The following is a 14,929-nucleotide window of genomic DNA, read 5'->3' on the forward strand; positions in this document are numbered from 1 at the left end:
GTTATTCACAATCAATTTCCATATTTTTACTATAGCACCCACATTATTGATTGTCAATAATCAAATTTGGTTTTTGATAACCATTGTTGATTTTTAATATATTTCATTAGCTCTACGATAATAAATCCTTATTTCTATGACAGCGATATTTATTATTCCAAATAATACCACAAGATTTATTGGCATACATCTTCTCAACACATCGCCTGATACAATAATCATCTCTAAACTGACCACCATAAACCGTATGGAATATTTATCCCACACTCTTCGATACTGTTCTATTTTCTTCAGAACAAACATTTCACCGGCAATTACTGCTCCGACAATGATAATAATTGCCATAACTCGCAAACACCACGACCATTCTGTTGAAAAATATTCCTTCTCACCCCAAATATTTAATTCTGATGGACGAATTACCCATTCTACATACCTACACCAAACTCTTACCGGAACTTTTATACAAGCAATTAAATCATTCTGAACTACTGTGCTTTCTATCATCTCAAATACTAAAAAAATAATATATGCCATCTGCCAGAAACTTGTTTTTTCTTTCATTTCTTGTTTCAGACTTTTTATTTTCTGATCCGCCTTTTCTTTCATCGTTTCTGCATTCTCTTGTAATTTGTTATATTGACATTGTATTGTCCTTACCTTCTTTTCAGCTTCTTCCTGTTTCTGCTGTGCCTGTTCCACCGCTTCCACAGATGATTGGTTCACTTGTATCTGTAATTTAGAGTTCCGGTCCCGAACGTCTTTTATTTCTTCTTCGAGCCGCTCTTGCTCGCTCCTGCTCATCAATCCGTTTCTGTTCCTCAAGTCGTCGTTGCTCTGCTGAAGCGATTGATTCAGCTTCTGCGTTTCGGACAGTTCGGTTGTCAAACGCTGAATTTCTACGGTTGATTTCCGAACTTCTTCTCGCAATCTCTGCCTGTCGGATAAGATCGTCTGTTTCTCTTCTTCCAGTGTCTGTATCTGCTTTTTCTGTGTTCGCATGAACTCTTTCGCTTTCTCGAAACTCTGTACGAGAATATCCCTCTCCGCTTTGAGCTTGATTGGTGATTCCTCTGGTGTCTGCAATGGCTGCGTCAAGCTCTCTGTAATAGTTTCTGAGTTCTTCGTCTGATCTGCTGTCTCTGTCGGCTGCAACTCTGGATTTTTCCCTATTTCCATTAAATTCATTCTCTAAGCCCTCCTTACTGATGTCCAGATGGAATGTTTTTGACAGATTGCTGTCACGCACTTTCTTTCCATCCTGATTCTGAAATGTGATGTGTTTCCGCTTTTCTGTCCAGTTTACATTCCATCCAAACTGTTTCATTTTTTCTATAAACTTTTCTTTGCTGATACAATTTTCCAGTGCCTTTAATACCGCCATTGCACAGTCCGCTACAAAACTATCCTTTACCTGTTGACAGAACAGGTTATATTTATCTTTGCTCCATGCAATAACTTCCCCTTTTTCAATCTGGCTTCCATCAAAGTGCTTTCCTTTCTCGACAACTGTCAGTCCACGTTCTCGGCACATCTGATTAGTAAGCTGTTTCATACGTTCCAGATCCTTTTTGGTGTTATGCAGTTTTCTCCCATCTTCATAACTCACAGAATTTGTAACCAGATGGCAGTGGATATGGTTTTTATCCTTATGCACAGCCACTAAGGTCTGGAATCCCCGAAACCATTCTTCTGCAAACTCTTTTCCAAATTCAAATGCTTGCTCCGGTGTGATCTGCTCGTCCTTGTGCCAGGAAATAATATTGTGGGCGTACATCCTTCCAGAATCTTTATCCCACACCTTCTTTTCCTCTAAAAATGCTCTGTACACCAGATCATAATTGATCTCGTCATGGCAGTACGGGCCAGTCACATAGGTAAGCTGCTCACTGGTCTTGTCCTGACGCAATACATATTCGATGCAGTTTCTCATTGCTCCATGTGTATTTGTCCGCTTATTAATCGTCTTATTAATAGCCATATCTTTTCACTCTCCTTCCGGTACTTAAGAATACTTTTATTGAGGAAATACAGCGTACTGTCATTTGGAACTTCTCCATCTGTATACAGCTTTCTTGCAATCTGATTGATATTTGTAGTAGCTCCACGAAGCTGACTGAGAATGTCGGCAAACATCTGATTCAATCTTTTTAGTTCTTCCACTTCCTCTGTAGAAGCTATCTTCAAATCTGCGATTGCTTTTATTACTACTTCCTGCTGTGTTCTTCCGGATTCTTTTACTTTGCTTTGAAACAGATCATACTCTGCTTTATTCATTCGTATCGTTACCGTATAATTTCGTTTTCGCATAAATCTTCGTTTCCTTTCTCCACTCTATCTTTTTTATAAATCAGCCATAACCTTTCCGACTGGTAGATTAGCATCCGGCTGGTAGATTAGCAGGGGATTCCATAAGGGGAAATGCAATATTCCCCTTTGGCAGGTGCAGGACAGCGTCCTAGTCAATCAGTAAGTCATCCGAAGGAATGTCCGGTGGACATTTAGCAGGATTACTTACGTTATTGGCGTGCCGGGGTTCCAAGGGGCGGAGCCCTCTGGCAAGTTTAGGAACAGCCCAAAGGCTGGCTCCGGTGCAGAGTGGCTTGCCACTTTGCGAAACTTGCCTGTCATCTTCCCACTACTAAACCGATACTAGCCAAGCAACATTTCCACACTGCATTATCAACCCTAAATGGAGATGACAGTGGTTTTGTGGTGCAGGGACAGACTGTGGAAGAAATAGAAAAGCTCCCATTTCCATAGATTTTCTCTTTCTGAAACAGACTGTTCCTGCATCACTCCGATGCGAAGTATCGGACAATCATGTGCCGTATCCGGCACTCTATCTCTTTTCTTCGCCTTGCTTGTTCAATCACCCATCTGCCAACGCTTTTCTGTTATATTTTCCTGTTATTTCTGTCTTTCTTTTTCTGGATCTCTTTCCATTTCTGCTAAAAGACATAAAAATAGCAGTCATAAACATTTCTCCAATTCATAATATCTGAAATGTCACCACTGCCATTGTCTTTTTCTGCTATTCTATTTTTGTAAAGCTATTCCTTACTGTCAGTCTGTTTTCCTGTTACTGCTATTTCATAACTATCTAAAAACTGTCTGCAAAATCCAGTGCTGCATCCATATCAGCTTCTTTCTCCCAGTCCAGATTATCTTCTGCAATCTCTCCATCCGTTTTCTCCATTGTTAGTGTTCTGTCCAGCAGATTAATTTCTCCTACCGATTCTTTTACAAACGGTACAAGCATTTCCATCAGATTCTTCGCTATAGCCATCGGGGCAGATTCTTTCACTCCATCCCGGACTGCTGTTTCCACTCTTTCCAGAAAAGCATCTTCCTTTTCTCTGGTTTCCAGATACGGATCTGCTTCATTCCTGTACTCTCTGGAAAAATAATCGTTTAAAGCAACTACAACTGCTCTGGTGTACGATTTATATTTTTCCCTGTCCATCGTCTGCAAATATTCCCATGCCTGCCTGTCCTGTTCATCACAAAGGTTCAAACGGATATTGGTATTGATGATTTTCCGTTCTTTTCTCATACAAGCATCCCTCCGTTTCTCTGGATTTTCCTTACGGTCATTGCTTCATAGCCTTTCGCTGTGGCACAGATGTCCCGTACAATTGTCACCCGGCTCTTGTCATATTCTCCAAAATTCTGGATCATACAACCGCCACCGCCGACCACATACAGACGCATCAGTTCTGGATTATATTCCCGTTCTCTCAGCTTATGGAAGATTTCTTTCGTATAATCTCCGGCAGCTTTACGAATGACTGTCAGATATTTCTCGCCAATATCTGCTGTCCTGGTACGGATTACCTGCTCAATCACCAGATCGTCCACCACTGTTCCCAGTTCTTTCAGCAGGGATTCCCTTACAGCAAGCACACACTGATGTGTTCCATATTTCTCTGTAAAGCATTTCTTCTCTAATGGACGGGAATTGTTGATATACATGATGTTCATAGTTCCGTTTCCAATATCCACCAGCATGTTGATGCCTTTAAAATCCTGTAAGCGGTAAAAGGCTGCTGCAAATCCCTGTGGGTAAATATCAGCTCCTGCGAACTCTACATGATACTCTTTATTGCGGAATGTAAAATCTACACATTCATTCTGGAGAAGATATTTCTGAAAGTCTTCTTTCTGTGTAGCTACCCAGGTAAGGGGAAGTCCGGCTGCGATATGTACCGTTGCCCGGTTCATACCTTTCCCATCCAGTTCCCTTGCGATAGCTGCCAGTGTCAGCACATAATAGTCCTCATCCTGCGTTTTCTCTGCACAGAACTCCTTGTGTTCCTCTCCGATCTGGTAATACATGCCATTGTAAACAAGAAGATTGTTCTGAAAGATTGGCTCCTTGTCATATCTGGCTACACCAGATGGAAAGCATCTAGTGGCAGTTTTCATGTTTCCATAACCATGATCAATCCCGATCACTGTAACTATCTCATTATTGTTGTTTTTCATCATTCTCATAATCATACCTCATTCTTTCTTTTCTTATCCAATCCTATTAATACTTACGTGAATTGATAAGATGGATATTTTATTTACTGGTTTTTTAATAATTCATATTTGATAACATTGGTTATTAATAGCGACGGTTTGTCCAATATGGGATTTATCATATCTGGTTTTCCTATTTTCTGATGTCCGGAGATAGGAATTTCCTATGACCTGATTATCCAAAATTGGACTATCCACCATTAGGCATTTTCTCCTTCGCTTAATCATTTTCTTCTCCTAATGGAACTTCCCGGATAATATATTCGGTATCTCCATAAAAGCCATATTCATTACGCAATCTATGACGTTCCACATATCCATGATGCTCTAATTCCTTAATTGCAGAACGAACAGAATCAATCCCATCTCTGTTCAGTGTTGCCAGTCCCTGCATATTGTAATTCCATTCCTCTGGTAAACTTAACATCAGTGACAATAGGCCTTTCGCTTTCAATGTCAGATTCTTATTCTTGAAATGGTGATTACTCATTACCGTAAAATTCTTAGTTTTCTCTACACGAAAAATCTGTGCCATGCTCCCATCCTCCTTTCCAGTTCAAAAGAAAAAGACGCAAGCCATATCTTATGACTCACGTCTTACTTCGCTCACAATATTCTATTTTTATCAGTTACCTGCCAGATTAGTTACTGGCAATCCTTATACATAAATCAATTCTTTCAGGATAATCTCTTCTGCAATCGCTCTGTGCTGATTGGCAGCTCTTACCCATGCCATCTGATCTTTCTCCTTATCCGGCAGTGGTTCTTTTTCTTCCAACTGTTTCAGAATCACTTCTTCCCGTTCCCTGGCTGCCTTGTCCACTTCCAGAAGATGCTCTCCAATCGTATCCTGCAGAAGCATCACCTGATAGGTTGAATTTCGATGGTTTTTCAGATAATCTCTACGAAGAAAACCATACTTTCCAAGTTGCTCCATCTGCTCACCGGATTTATAGGTGAGATTCGGAATCAGATATCCATTTACATTCGTATACGTTAATTTCATTTTATTAGCACTCTCCATTTCTCATCATTTTTTGACCACAAATTTACGACATTTACGACAAATCTGACACTGCTTTACAATACCAGACAAAATGACTGATGCCCCGGAAAGCCTGTAAAACAGGCGCTTCTAGGATACACAAGACAGGACAAAAATCGACTTCCATTATCAAGAGTTGAGTGCTAATTTATTTAAATTTTTTTCCACGATCCCTTTCTGCCCCTCATCCGGCTCCCATGGGAAATGGATTTCCGCAAGAACATTTTCCCAGCATATCAGATACTGATTTCGGAAACCATATCTGGAATCATAGATACGGTATGCTTCTATGGCTCCCCAGGGCCTCGCATCCTCTTCCTGATAAATCCTGTCTCCCTCCGGATAATGGCGCTCTCCTTCCCGGATCAGAGCCTGCCTGCACCGGTCATAAAGCACCGGCAGCTTCACAGTTATCAGGCTATACTCCAGTTCCGGCAGTTCCCTGAAATTTTCCGCATCCAGGCGAGGCCTCTGGGAAATGCTCTCCTGCCTGAGAAGCAGGGATTCCTTTTTATCATTTTCTCTGGTATATTCCTCATAGCTCTCCCCCGTCAGATCCTCCAGCTTAAGGGGAAGCTCATCCTGAGACACCTCCCAGATTCTTCCCCCATACTCATAGGTTTCCTTTTCATCTGAAATAAACATGCCTCTGTCAGACGCCTTCAAAATTCCCAGGGTAAGAAATCCCAGCATAAAACACGAAATAAAATATGCGGCGATCATTCCTGCGATCTGATGTCCTCTCCCTGACAGGCCCCTTTTTTTCATCCATCCCATTCCCGCATACACTACGCCAAATAAAAGGCTGAAACAGGCAACTCCAAGAACCACCAGCCAGCGCTCCATCAAACCTCCGCCAAACAGCGTTCTCAGCGTCCAGAGTATCATCATAAACGACAGCATTCCAAACAGAATCCTCCGAACTATCCCCATTCCCCGCGCAGAAGGGAGCCTGCCCTTTAGAACCTCCTTCTTTGCCCGTAAATACCATAAAATATAACCGATTTTCTCGCCCAGGCAAATAAAAACCACCATCAGAAAACAAATGCCTCCCAAGAGGCGGCCCCCGTCAAACAGCACTCCTGTAAAATCCCGGCCCAGAGATGAAAAAAAGTCCACTCCTGCAGCAGGGCTGCTGCAAAAACAAGGAGCCCTGAAAAAAGATATCTTTTTATCCCAATCCCACGAACCGCTTCCAGCTCCTCCTTTGCCGTACTACCAAAAGGAGGCGCCTCCTCCCGGCTGCAGCAGTAGATTCCCATACGGTCCGACTGGCAGACCTGCTTCCAGCCATCCTGTGGCAGCCGGCCCCCGTCCTTTTCCTCAATCTCCTCTTTTATCCCCCTGCAATGAGACACTGCAAAATGCAGTCTTGCCGGTTCGATCCGTTCATACTCCCAGAACAGCCCGATCCTTTTGAGCATCCACCCCTTTTGAACCATCTGCTCCAGATGGGTGCAGATTTCTCTGTAATCGTAAAATGTAAAGTTCTCCATTCGGCGTTTTCGGTTTCTCACAGGCACACCCCCTTAATTTTTGCCACATTCTTCTCCATTTAACTGAAAAATGCCGCAGAAGCCCATTTCAGGCTTTCTGCGGCACTGCTTTCAGCGGTTTTAACACATTTTCCGGCGATTACAGGCAGCTTGCGTATGCAGCCTTTGCGCCTTCTGTATGAATCTTCTTTAAGTTTTCTGTAACCTTGGCCTCCAGACCTTCGATCTGTGTCAAATCCTGATCCCACATTTTTTCATTGGTCAGAACAGCATGTACCAGCTCCTCCTCAGAATCATCCTTATGGTCGTAGTAGAATTCCAGTACCCAGCGGTCATCGCTTACGGTATACTCATTGCCGGCCGGACGCTTGCATACAAGACCTGCATCTGTAAGGGCCTGGATATCATTGCTGTAAAATGCAATGTATGCAGCCAGAGACATGGTCAGGCACTCAGGCAGCCTGCCCTCTTCCTTGATGTACTCCAGGAAGGACGGCATATTTCTTGCCTTCCACTTGGAGGTAGAATTTAAGGAAATGCTCATCAGCTCATGGTTTACAAATGGATTATTGAAACGGTCAGATACAGCTGCTGCGAATTTTAACAGGTCATCCTTGTCCAGAGGAAGGGTTGGGATCACCTCATCATAGAGCATCTTGTTCATGAAGCCCTTGATCACCTCATCGTTCATGCAGTCGCGGACAATATCCTCGCCTGCCAGGTATGCGCCCAGAACAAAGCCAGTATGAGCGCCGTTTAAGATACGCACCTTTCTCTTCTTATATGGGCTCATATCAGGTGTTACAAATACCTTGTCCATCAGTCCGGCCTTCTTAAATGGCAGAACATCATTTAACTTCTCGTCACCCTCGATTACCCAGACGCCGAATACCTCGCCAACGTCTGTCAGCGGATCCTCGTAGCCGTTCTTTGCATCCAGAGCCTTTACTTCCTCTGCATCACGGATACGGCCCGGAACGATACGGTCTACCAGGGAACCGCAGAAGGTGCAGTCCTCATTGACATACTTCTTAAATCCGTCCTCAAGTCCCCACTGCTCAATGTACTGATTTACGCACTTCAACAGCTCTTTGCCGTTGTTGTCGATCAGCTCGCAGGCCAGCATGATAATACCGGACTTTCCAGCCTGATAGCGATGATAGAGCACCTGTGTCAGCTTTGCAGGAAAGCTTGCAGGAGGGCAGTCATCCTTCTGGCAGGAAGGATCATACTGAATACCTGCCTCCGTCGTATTGGATACGATAATCTCAAGATCGTCGCTTGCGGCAACCTCCATCATCTTGTCATAGTCAGCCTTCTCATATGGATTTAAGCAGTTTGCAACGCTGGAAATCACACGCTTGTCGTCTACCTTCTGACCATTTTCACTTCCGCGCAGATACAGGGTGTACAGACCCTCCTGCTCGTTGATCATCTTTGCCAGACCCGGAGCAATGGGCTGTACCAGACAGCACTTTCCGTTCCATCCGGCCTTTTCATTTGCAAGATCAAACCAATAATCCACAAATGCACGAAGGAAGTTTCCCTCGCCGAACTGAAGGACCTTTACAGGGGCGTCCTCCAGGATATATCCGTCATAGCCGGATTTCTTCAACACATCATAATTTAAAAGTGCCATAATAAATGTTCTCTCCTTTCCTTTGTGAACCATCTTTGTACTTTATTTTACCACAGGTATTTACCCTTTTTAAATAGAAATATTTTATTTTGTAGAAAACATGAAAATTATAGCTGTATTTTTGTAAAATTTGTTGTGTTTCTCGGTATTGTGTATTTTTTATCAATGTTACATTTTCTTACATGGCTCTTTCATAAGAAAACAGACAACTTTTCCGCTCTTTATAAATTTTTTAATGGCAAATCCGTTCCTCAGCCCAGCCACAGTCCATATAATGATTATAATAGGACGGCAGATCATCACCGTATATTTCTCTCAAATCCGGATTATTATCTGAATAATACTGTGCATCGAATACAAAGGAAATATGTTCCGGTATGTCCGGTTCTTCATTTCAAGCTTATGTCTGTACAGGCCTATTATACCCCATTCATACCCCCAGGCCAAGGGGGATATTAAGCTTGAGCATTTTTTGAGTAAAAGGTGTACGCCCTAATAAATATTTGAGTACAAAAAACGAAAAAAGCCCCGGAAACACCAAGTTTCCAGGACTTTCCCATGTCAAAATTATTCACATGTATAAGGCATTAAAGCGATGTGGCGTGCGCGCTTGATAGCTACAGTTAAAGCTCTCTGGTGCTTTGCGCAGTTACCAGTGATACGACGGGGAAGGATTTTTCCTCTCTCGGATACGTATCTCTTCAGCTTGTTTACATCCTTATAGTCAATTACGCCATTCTTGTCGCCGCAGAATACGCAGACTTTCTTTCTTCTGCGCATACCGCCCGGTCTTCTCATCTTAGCGCCCTCTGGTCTTTCAGTCTTATTAAATGCCATTGGTGTTGTCCTCCTTTATTATTCACCGTGAAGAATCCCGGTCTAGTTGAATGGAAGTCCTTCGTCCTCAACTCCGTCCGGAATATTCATAAACCCATCACCAATCGCGCTGGCAGGAGCCGGTCTCTGAGAAGGCGCAGACTGTCCGTAACCGGACTGTCCATATCCGCCCATATCAGAAGCCGCACCCTTACTGTCCGCGAACTCCTGGTCATCTAAGATGACCTCGGTGGTGTATACCTTTTGACCGTCCTTATTTACATAGCTTCCTGTCTGGATACGTCCGGATACAAGAACACGCATGCCCTGGCGGAAATACCGCTCTGCAAACTCGCCTGCACGGTCAAATGCCACACAGTTGATAAAATCTGCAGTCTGCTCGGAGTTTCCATCCTGATTTCTGCGGCCTCTTCTGTCCACTGCGAGAGTGTATCTGGCAATCGCCATGGAACGCTCTCCCTGGGAATATCTTACTTCCGGATCTCTTGTCAATCTGCCCATTAAGATAACTCTGTTCATACGGTCACACTTCCTTTTCAATTCCGCTTAAGCGGTCTGGGTATCTCTTATGCCTCAGCCTTAACGCATAAGTATCTGATCACTGGTTCCATAATACGAACGTGAGCTTCTACTTCGTTCGGGCATACAGAATCAGACTCGAACTGGATGAAGTAGTAGTAAGCCTCATGCATCTTCTGGATCTCGTATGCAAGTCTCTTCTTACCCCACTCATCTACGTTAGTTACAGTACCGCCGAAACGGGTGATGTAACCCTTTACCTTCTCGAGTGCTGCTGCGCGCTCTTCGTCTTCAAGCTTCACATTCAGAACAACGGTTAATTCGTACTTGTTCATCTTGCTTTACCTCCTTGTGGTCTCTGGCCCCTGCTTTCAGTTTCAGGAGCAAGGATTTAATATGTCACGAATAGTTATTCTACCAAAGGTTTTGCTTAAATGCAAGCCCTTTTTTCGCTTTTTTCATGGGTTTGTGGACATTTCTCCGCCGCTCTTTTTCAGGCCTCTGGTATTCTTCTCCACCATCCTCCTGGCCACCATGATCTGATGGCCGCAGCCAGTGCATTTTAAGCGGAAATCCGCCCCCACCCGCAGGATCTCCCATTCGCTGCTGCCGCAGGGATGAGGCTTTTTAAGCTTCACAATGTCTCCCACCTGGTAATCTGGTTTTTCAGTCATAATCCGCTCTCCCTTTTTTATTCCTCTGCCCTTGTCCCTATTCTGCCTGTTCTTAGGAATCTGCCAGAATACGGTCAATGGCCTCCTGTTCCTCTTTTGTAAATACTGGTCCGTCCAGAGCCTTTATATTGTCCTCCAGCTGGGCGACGCTGCTGGCGCCGATGAGAACGCTGGTCACTTCCTTTCTGCGAAGGATCCAGGAAAGAGCCATCTGAGCCAGACTCTGACCACGATTTTCTGCCATCTCATTTAACGCGCGGATTTTTTCCAGGCGTTCTGGCGTGAGGTAGCGCCCTCCTACTGTGGTGTTGCTGCGTGACGCTCTGGAGCCCTCAGGAATCCCCTTTAAATACCGTCCCGTCAAAGCTCCCTGAGCCAATGGGCTGTAGCAGATGCATCCGACTCCTTCCCGATCCAGAACCTCAAAAAGCCCATCTTCGCACCAGCGCTCGAACATATTGTAGCGGGGCTGATGAAGCAGACACGGGGTCTTATTTTCCTTTAAAATGGCAATGGCCCGCTCTGCTTCCTCTGCCTCATAATTGGAAATTCCCACATAAAGGGCCTTTCCCTGGCGCACCATATCGGAAAGAGCGCCCATGGTTTCCTCTAAAGGAGTATACGGATCCGGACGGTGATGGTAAAATACATCCACGTAGTCAAGGCCCATGCGCTTTAAGCTGGCGTCCAGACTGGACATCAGGTATTTGCGGGATCCCCAGTTACCGTAAGGACCGGGCCAGCAGTCATAACCGGCCTTGGTGGAAATAAACAGCTGGTCTCTGTAGGAAGCCAGATCGGATGCCAGAACGGCTCCAAAATTTTCCTCCGCCTTTCCTCTGGCCGGAGCGCCGTAATTATTTGCAAGGTCAAAATGAGTAATCCCAAGATCAAAGGCCCGAAGAAGGATCTCTCTCTGCTCCTCCAGAGGCTTTTCCAGTCCAAAATTCTGCCACAGCCCCAGAGAAATCTCCGGAAGCAGTACGCCGCTTCTTCCGCTGCGTCTGTATTTCATATGGTCATATCTGTTTTCTGCTGCCTGATACATAATTATTTCCTCCTCTATCTGATACCGGCCACGGCTCCTAAGACCTGGCCGATACTGTCGTTAATGATCAAATCTGCCTGGGAATCTCTGGGAGTGGCAGAACGGTTGATAAGCACAAGTTTCTTTCCTCTATAATAGTCAATCAGGCCGGCAGCCGGATAGACTGCCAGAGACGTACCGCCCACGATCAGCAGATCTGCTTTTGAAATGTGCTCGATAGAGCGGCGCAGAACCGTATCATCCAGTCCCTCTTCATACAGAACCACATCCGGTTTGACTGTGCCGCCGCAGGTGCATCTGGGAACACCTTCACTGTTCGTTATATAATCCAGATCATAAAACTGTCCGCAGCGGGTGCAGTAATTTCGGTGTACGGAGCCATGCAGCTCCAGCACCTCCCTGCTTCCTGCCATCTGATGAAGCCCGTCAATATTCTGGGTAATAACAGCCTTTACCTTCCCCTCCTGCTCCAGCTTTGCAAGCGCTCTGTGGGCGTCATTGGGTACAGCCTCTTTATAAATCATCCTGTCTTTATAAAAACGGTAGAACTCCTCCGTATTCTTCATATAAAAGCTGTGGCTGATGATTGTTTCCGGAGGGTACTTATACTTCTGACGATACAGCCCGTCCTCGCTCCGAAAGTCCGGAATTTTGCTCTCAGTAGAAACACCAGCACCTCCAAAGAAAACTATATATTGGCTTTCCTGAATCCACTCCTTTAACTGCTGCCATTTTTCATCCATGAGTTTTCCTCCTTTGCCGGATTTTGAACCTATTATAGCACGGGTTTCGTTTAGATTCACTATGAAAAACAAAATTGCTCCCATCCGTTTACTTATACTTCCTCTGATGATATGATAAAAGAAATTAAACATTCGATCCCGGAGATAACATACATGAGCCAAATCAGAAGAATTACTACAATCAAACAGCAGGTATATGAGATATTAAGAGATGATATCTGCAGCGGCGTCTATGCGCCAGGACAGCAGATCCAGGAAACAGAGCTGTCAAAAAAACTGGAGATTTCCCGCAGCCCCATCCGTGAAGCCCTGCGCCAGCTGGTATCCGAAGGACTTGCCGTAGAATATCCCAACCGGGGCGTATTTGTAAAAACCTACACTCCAAAGGATATTGAAGATGTGTTCGATTTGCGGATCCTGCTGGAAAGCTATGCCATTATGCGTTCCGGAAACTGTCTGACCTTAGAAAAACACCATGAATTAAACGACTGCATGGAACGCTTAAAAACCTATCACAGCCAGGACGATATACAGCGTTATGTGGAAGAGGACACTCTGCTTCACCAGCTTTTGATCCAGCTCAGCGGAAATAATCTGGTAATCAGTACCTATGAACGCGTCTACGCCATGGTTCAGCGGTTCCGCATCTATTCCTTAAAAAGCCGGAAGCGTTTTGACGATTCCCTGACCGAGCATATACAGATTATCCAAAATGTACTGGCCGGAAATGTCAAAGAGGCAGACCGGATCAATCGGGAACACCTGCTTCTTGCAAAGGATGCCATTATCGTATATCTGGACCAGATGCATCAGGATTGATGTATTTCCATACAAAGACAGCCGGCGCACCCGCAAAAAAAGAGCCATCTCCCAAATTAGAAGAGACAGCTCTTTTTTCATATCATATCACAGTCCTGCATTCTTCCCATCAATGGATAAAGATAGACAGGATGCAGAAAATAGCTGAACCAAATGCCGGAACCAGAATAGATCCAATCGTCCATGTCTTTAAGCTGGTCTTGATATCCATACCGGAGAAATTGGTTACAACGTGGAAATAGGAATCGTTTAAGTAGCTTGGGCACATGGTTGTCAGACAAAGTGACAGTGCTGCAAGATACGGATTGATATTCAGTGTGCTGATCATCGGGGCAATAATCGCGGAGCCTGTAATCATAGCTGTAGTTCCGGAGCCCTGCGGGAAACGCATGATGACACCAATGATGATCGGTACTAAAATACCTGGAACTCCCGCTGCAACGATTGCGTCTGCCATCATCTTTGCTGCGCCTGTCGCATTGATAACTGCGCCAAGGGCACCGCCTGCTGCTGTGATGAATACGATAGGACCTGCATCACGACAGGCTTCCTGCATCAGATCCACACAGGTCTTGCGGTCATATTCCGCACACAGAAGGAATGCGCCCATGCAGAGGGAAATAAACAGCGCCATAACCGGCTGTCCGAGGAATTTCACACACTCTGCAAATGCAGTTCCCTGAAGCGCTCCAATCTGTCCTACCAGAGTGTTGGCAAAGATCAGAACAATGGGTACTAATAAGGTGGCAAAGGATAAAAATGCACTGGGAAGCTTCTCAGCAGCCAGCAGATCTGCAAAATCCTCTGTAGCAAGATCTTCATTGCGGCTCTGTTTTTCCTGAATGCGGTCAAGAACCTTTAACTGGCCCTCACTGTACTTGGAACGGTCGATCTCATAAGGCACAACCAGATCCGGGTATTTCTTTCCAAAATAACGGAAAAGAAATACAGAAAAGATAAACAGGGGAACAGAAATCAGGATACCAAAAATGATATACATTCCCAGATCCAGATTATAACCATTTTCCTGGAAAGTTCCTACAACTGCCAGAGGACCCGGTGTAGGCGGAACCATAAAGTGGGTAATGTAAAGTCCCATACCAAGAATGCCGCCCAGCCAAACCATGGATTTCTTGGTAAGGCGTGAAAACTCTTTTGCCAGAGAGGACAGGATAACGAAACCGGAATCGCAGAATACGGGAATGGAAACTACGAAGCCTGTAAATCCAAGAACCACATCGCAGTTCTTTACACCGACCATTTTAAGGATTGTCAGAGCCATACGCTTGGCAGCGCCGCTCTTCTCAAGGAAAATTCCCATGATACAGCCAAAGCCGATTACAACGCCGATACTTGCCATAGTGTTTCCAAAGCCCTTGGTAACGGTGCTTACACATTCGGTCAGGGTCGCAACTGTGGCTCCCTCCGGACCAAATGGCATTGCAAGAACCGCAATCAGGATTGCCGAGATGATCAGTGACGGAAATGCATGCATTTTTGTAAAAATGATCAGTACCATCATAACGACAATACCGATTGCCATAGCTAATACAGGATTCAGCATAAATAATTACCCCCTTAC

18 protein-coding genes are annotated in these 14,929 nt (G+C 44.7%); 1 reads left to right on the forward strand and 17 read right to left on the reverse strand.

The window, feature by feature from the left end:
- Window positions 1-93: 93 nt before the first annotated feature.
- From BN3656_RS04735 to BN3656_RS04815, 16 genes are all read right to left on the reverse strand, one after another.
- Window positions 94-711, reverse strand: a complete 618-nt coding sequence (locus BN3656_RS04735; RefSeq protein ID WP_143331325.1) for a DUF6040 family protein — start codon at window positions 709-711, stop codon at window positions 94-96.
- A 28-nt stretch (window positions 712-739) separates the two neighbouring features.
- Entirely contained in the window at window positions 740-1,981 is a 1,242-nt protein-coding gene (locus BN3656_RS04740; protein ID WP_179297074.1) for a relaxase/mobilization nuclease domain-containing protein, read from the reverse strand.
- A complete protein-coding gene (locus BN3656_RS04745; protein WP_066544730.1) occupies window positions 1,930-2,310 on the reverse strand; it encodes a hypothetical protein in 381 nt (126 codons plus the stop codon). Before BN3656_RS04745 ends, BN3656_RS04740 begins: the two co-directional genes overlap by 52 nt.
- Window positions 2,311-3,103: 793 nt before the next feature.
- On the reverse strand, window positions 3,104-3,556 hold the full coding sequence (locus tag BN3656_RS04755) for a hypothetical protein (protein ID WP_066544731.1): 453 nt from the start codon (window positions 3,554-3,556) through the stop codon (window positions 3,104-3,106).
- On the reverse strand, window positions 3,553-4,497 hold the full coding sequence (locus tag BN3656_RS04760) for a ParM/StbA family protein (RefSeq protein ID WP_066544733.1): 945 nt from the start codon (window positions 4,495-4,497) through the stop codon (window positions 3,553-3,555). The genes BN3656_RS04755 and BN3656_RS04760 overlap by 4 nt, the downstream gene beginning before the upstream one ends.
- 250 nt (window positions 4,498-4,747) lie before the next feature.
- The gene (locus tag BN3656_RS04765) at window positions 4,748-5,062 is read right to left on the reverse strand and encodes a helix-turn-helix domain-containing protein (RefSeq protein WP_055220256.1); all 315 of its coding nucleotides are present in this window, start codon (window positions 5,060-5,062) and stop codon (window positions 4,748-4,750) included.
- A gap of 123 nt (window positions 5,063-5,185) precedes the next feature.
- The gene (locus tag BN3656_RS04770) at window positions 5,186-5,533 is read right to left on the reverse strand and encodes a TnpV protein (protein WP_055220253.1); all 348 of its coding nucleotides are present in this window, start codon (window positions 5,531-5,533) and stop codon (window positions 5,186-5,188) included.
- 168 nt (window positions 5,534-5,701) lie between these two features.
- Window positions 5,702-6,607 (reverse strand): hypothetical protein, encoded by a 906-nt coding sequence (locus tag BN3656_RS04775; protein ID WP_066544735.1) that lies wholly within the window; start codon window positions 6,605-6,607, stop codon window positions 5,702-5,704.
- Window positions 6,607-7,089, reverse strand: coding sequence for a DUF2812 domain-containing protein (locus tag BN3656_RS04780; protein ID WP_066544736.1), 483 nt, complete (start codon window positions 7,087-7,089; stop codon window positions 6,607-6,609). The genes BN3656_RS04775 and BN3656_RS04780 overlap by 1 nt, the downstream gene beginning before the upstream one ends.
- Before the next feature lie 118 nt (window positions 7,090-7,207).
- A complete protein-coding gene (locus BN3656_RS04785; RefSeq protein ID WP_066544737.1) occupies window positions 7,208-8,707 on the reverse strand; it encodes a tagaturonate reductase in 1,500 nt (499 codons plus the stop codon).
- 567 nt (window positions 8,708-9,274) lie between these two features.
- Entirely contained in the window at window positions 9,275-9,544 is a 270-nt protein-coding gene (gene rpsR, locus BN3656_RS04790) for a 30S ribosomal protein S18 (protein ID WP_066544740.1), read from the reverse strand.
- 42 nt (window positions 9,545-9,586) lie between these two features.
- On the reverse strand, window positions 9,587-10,063 hold the full coding sequence (locus BN3656_RS04795; protein ID WP_066544742.1) for a single-stranded DNA-binding protein: 477 nt from the start codon (window positions 10,061-10,063) through the stop codon (window positions 9,587-9,589).
- A 47-nt stretch (window positions 10,064-10,110) separates the two neighbouring features.
- Window positions 10,111-10,398, reverse strand: a complete 288-nt coding sequence (gene rpsF, locus BN3656_RS04800) for a 30S ribosomal protein S6 (protein WP_066544744.1) — start codon at window positions 10,396-10,398, stop codon at window positions 10,111-10,113.
- Between the two features lie 123 nt (window positions 10,399-10,521).
- Window positions 10,522-10,737 carry a DUF951 domain-containing protein gene (locus BN3656_RS04805; RefSeq protein WP_066545283.1) on the reverse strand — a complete coding sequence of 72 codons (216 nt, stop codon included), beginning with the start codon at window positions 10,735-10,737 and terminating at the stop codon, window positions 10,522-10,524.
- 52 nt (window positions 10,738-10,789) lie between these two features.
- Complete coding sequence (locus BN3656_RS04810) at window positions 10,790-11,785, reverse strand: aldo/keto reductase (protein ID WP_066544746.1); 996 nt, start codon at window positions 11,783-11,785, stop codon at window positions 10,790-10,792.
- Window positions 11,786-11,799: 14 nt separating this feature from the next.
- The gene (locus BN3656_RS04815) at window positions 11,800-12,528 is read right to left on the reverse strand and encodes an NAD-dependent protein deacylase (protein ID WP_066544747.1); all 729 of its coding nucleotides are present in this window, start codon (window positions 12,526-12,528) and stop codon (window positions 11,800-11,802) included.
- A gap of 153 nt (window positions 12,529-12,681) precedes the next feature.
- On the opposite strand from BN3656_RS04815, the gene BN3656_RS04820 reads away from it, so the two are divergent.
- Complete coding sequence (locus tag BN3656_RS04820; RefSeq protein ID WP_066544749.1) at window positions 12,682-13,347, forward strand: GntR family transcriptional regulator; 666 nt, start codon at window positions 12,682-12,684, stop codon at window positions 13,345-13,347.
- A 109-nt stretch (window positions 13,348-13,456) separates the two neighbouring features.
- On the opposite strand, the gene BN3656_RS04825 is transcribed toward BN3656_RS04820, so the two are convergent.
- A complete protein-coding gene (locus tag BN3656_RS04825) occupies window positions 13,457-14,911 on the reverse strand; it encodes a GntP family permease (protein WP_066544751.1) in 1,455 nt (484 codons plus the stop codon).
- Between the last annotated feature and the right edge of the window lie 18 nt (window positions 14,912-14,929).

Origin of the sequence: Clostridium sp. AT4, assembly GCF_001517625.2 — a bacterium.
Lineage (GTDB): Bacteria > Bacillota > Clostridia > Lachnospirales > Lachnospiraceae > Enterocloster.

Excerpts from the sequence above, each read along its gene's own strand:
- BN3656_RS04785 (WP_066544737.1), bottom strand. The coding sequence starts at position 8,707 with ATGGCACTTTTAAATTATGATGTGTTGAAGAAATCCGGCTATGACGGA.
- BN3656_RS04770 (WP_055220253.1), bottom strand. The coding sequence starts at position 5,533 with ATGAAATTAACGTATACGAATGTAAATGGATATCTGATTCCGAATCTC.
- BN3656_RS04825 (WP_066544751.1), bottom strand. The coding sequence starts at position 14,911 with ATGCTGAATCCTGTATTAGCTATGGCAATCGGTATTGTCGTTATGATG.
- BN3656_RS04760 (WP_066544733.1), bottom strand. The coding sequence starts at position 4,497 with ATGAGAATGATGAAAAACAACAATAATGAGATAGTTACAGTGATCGGG.
- BN3656_RS04820 (WP_066544749.1), top strand. The coding sequence starts at position 12,682 with ATGAGCCAAATCAGAAGAATTACTACAATCAAACAGCAGGTATATGAG.
- BN3656_RS04810 (WP_066544746.1), bottom strand. The coding sequence starts at position 11,785 with ATGTATCAGGCAGCAGAAAACAGATATGACCATATGAAATACAGACGC.
- rpsR (WP_066544740.1), bottom strand. The coding sequence starts at position 9,544 with ATGGCATTTAATAAGACTGAAAGACCAGAGGGCGCTAAGATGAGAAGA.
- BN3656_RS04745 (WP_066544730.1), bottom strand. The coding sequence starts at position 2,310 with ATGCGAAAACGAAATTATACGGTAACGATACGAATGAATAAAGCAGAG.
- BN3656_RS04775 (WP_066544735.1), bottom strand. The coding sequence starts at position 6,607 with ATGGTGGTTTTTATTTGCCTGGGCGAGAAAATCGGTTATATTTTATGG.
- BN3656_RS04740 (WP_179297074.1), bottom strand. The coding sequence starts at position 1,981 with ATGGCTATTAATAAGACGATTAATAAGCGGACAAATACACATGGAGCA.
- BN3656_RS04795 (WP_066544742.1), bottom strand. The coding sequence starts at position 10,063 with ATGAACAGAGTTATCTTAATGGGCAGATTGACAAGAGATCCGGAAGTA.
- BN3656_RS04765 (WP_055220256.1), bottom strand. The coding sequence starts at position 5,062 with ATGGCACAGATTTTTCGTGTAGAGAAAACTAAGAATTTTACGGTAATG.
- rpsF (WP_066544744.1), bottom strand. The coding sequence starts at position 10,398 with ATGAACAAGTACGAATTAACCGTTGTTCTGAATGTGAAGCTTGAAGAC.
- BN3656_RS04815 (WP_066544747.1), bottom strand. The coding sequence starts at position 12,528 with ATGGATGAAAAATGGCAGCAGTTAAAGGAGTGGATTCAGGAAAGCCAA.
- BN3656_RS04755 (WP_066544731.1), bottom strand. The coding sequence starts at position 3,556 with ATGAGAAAAGAACGGAAAATCATCAATACCAATATCCGTTTGAACCTT.
- BN3656_RS04805 (WP_066545283.1), bottom strand. The coding sequence starts at position 10,737 with ATGACTGAAAAACCAGATTACCAGGTGGGAGACATTGTGAAGCTTAAA.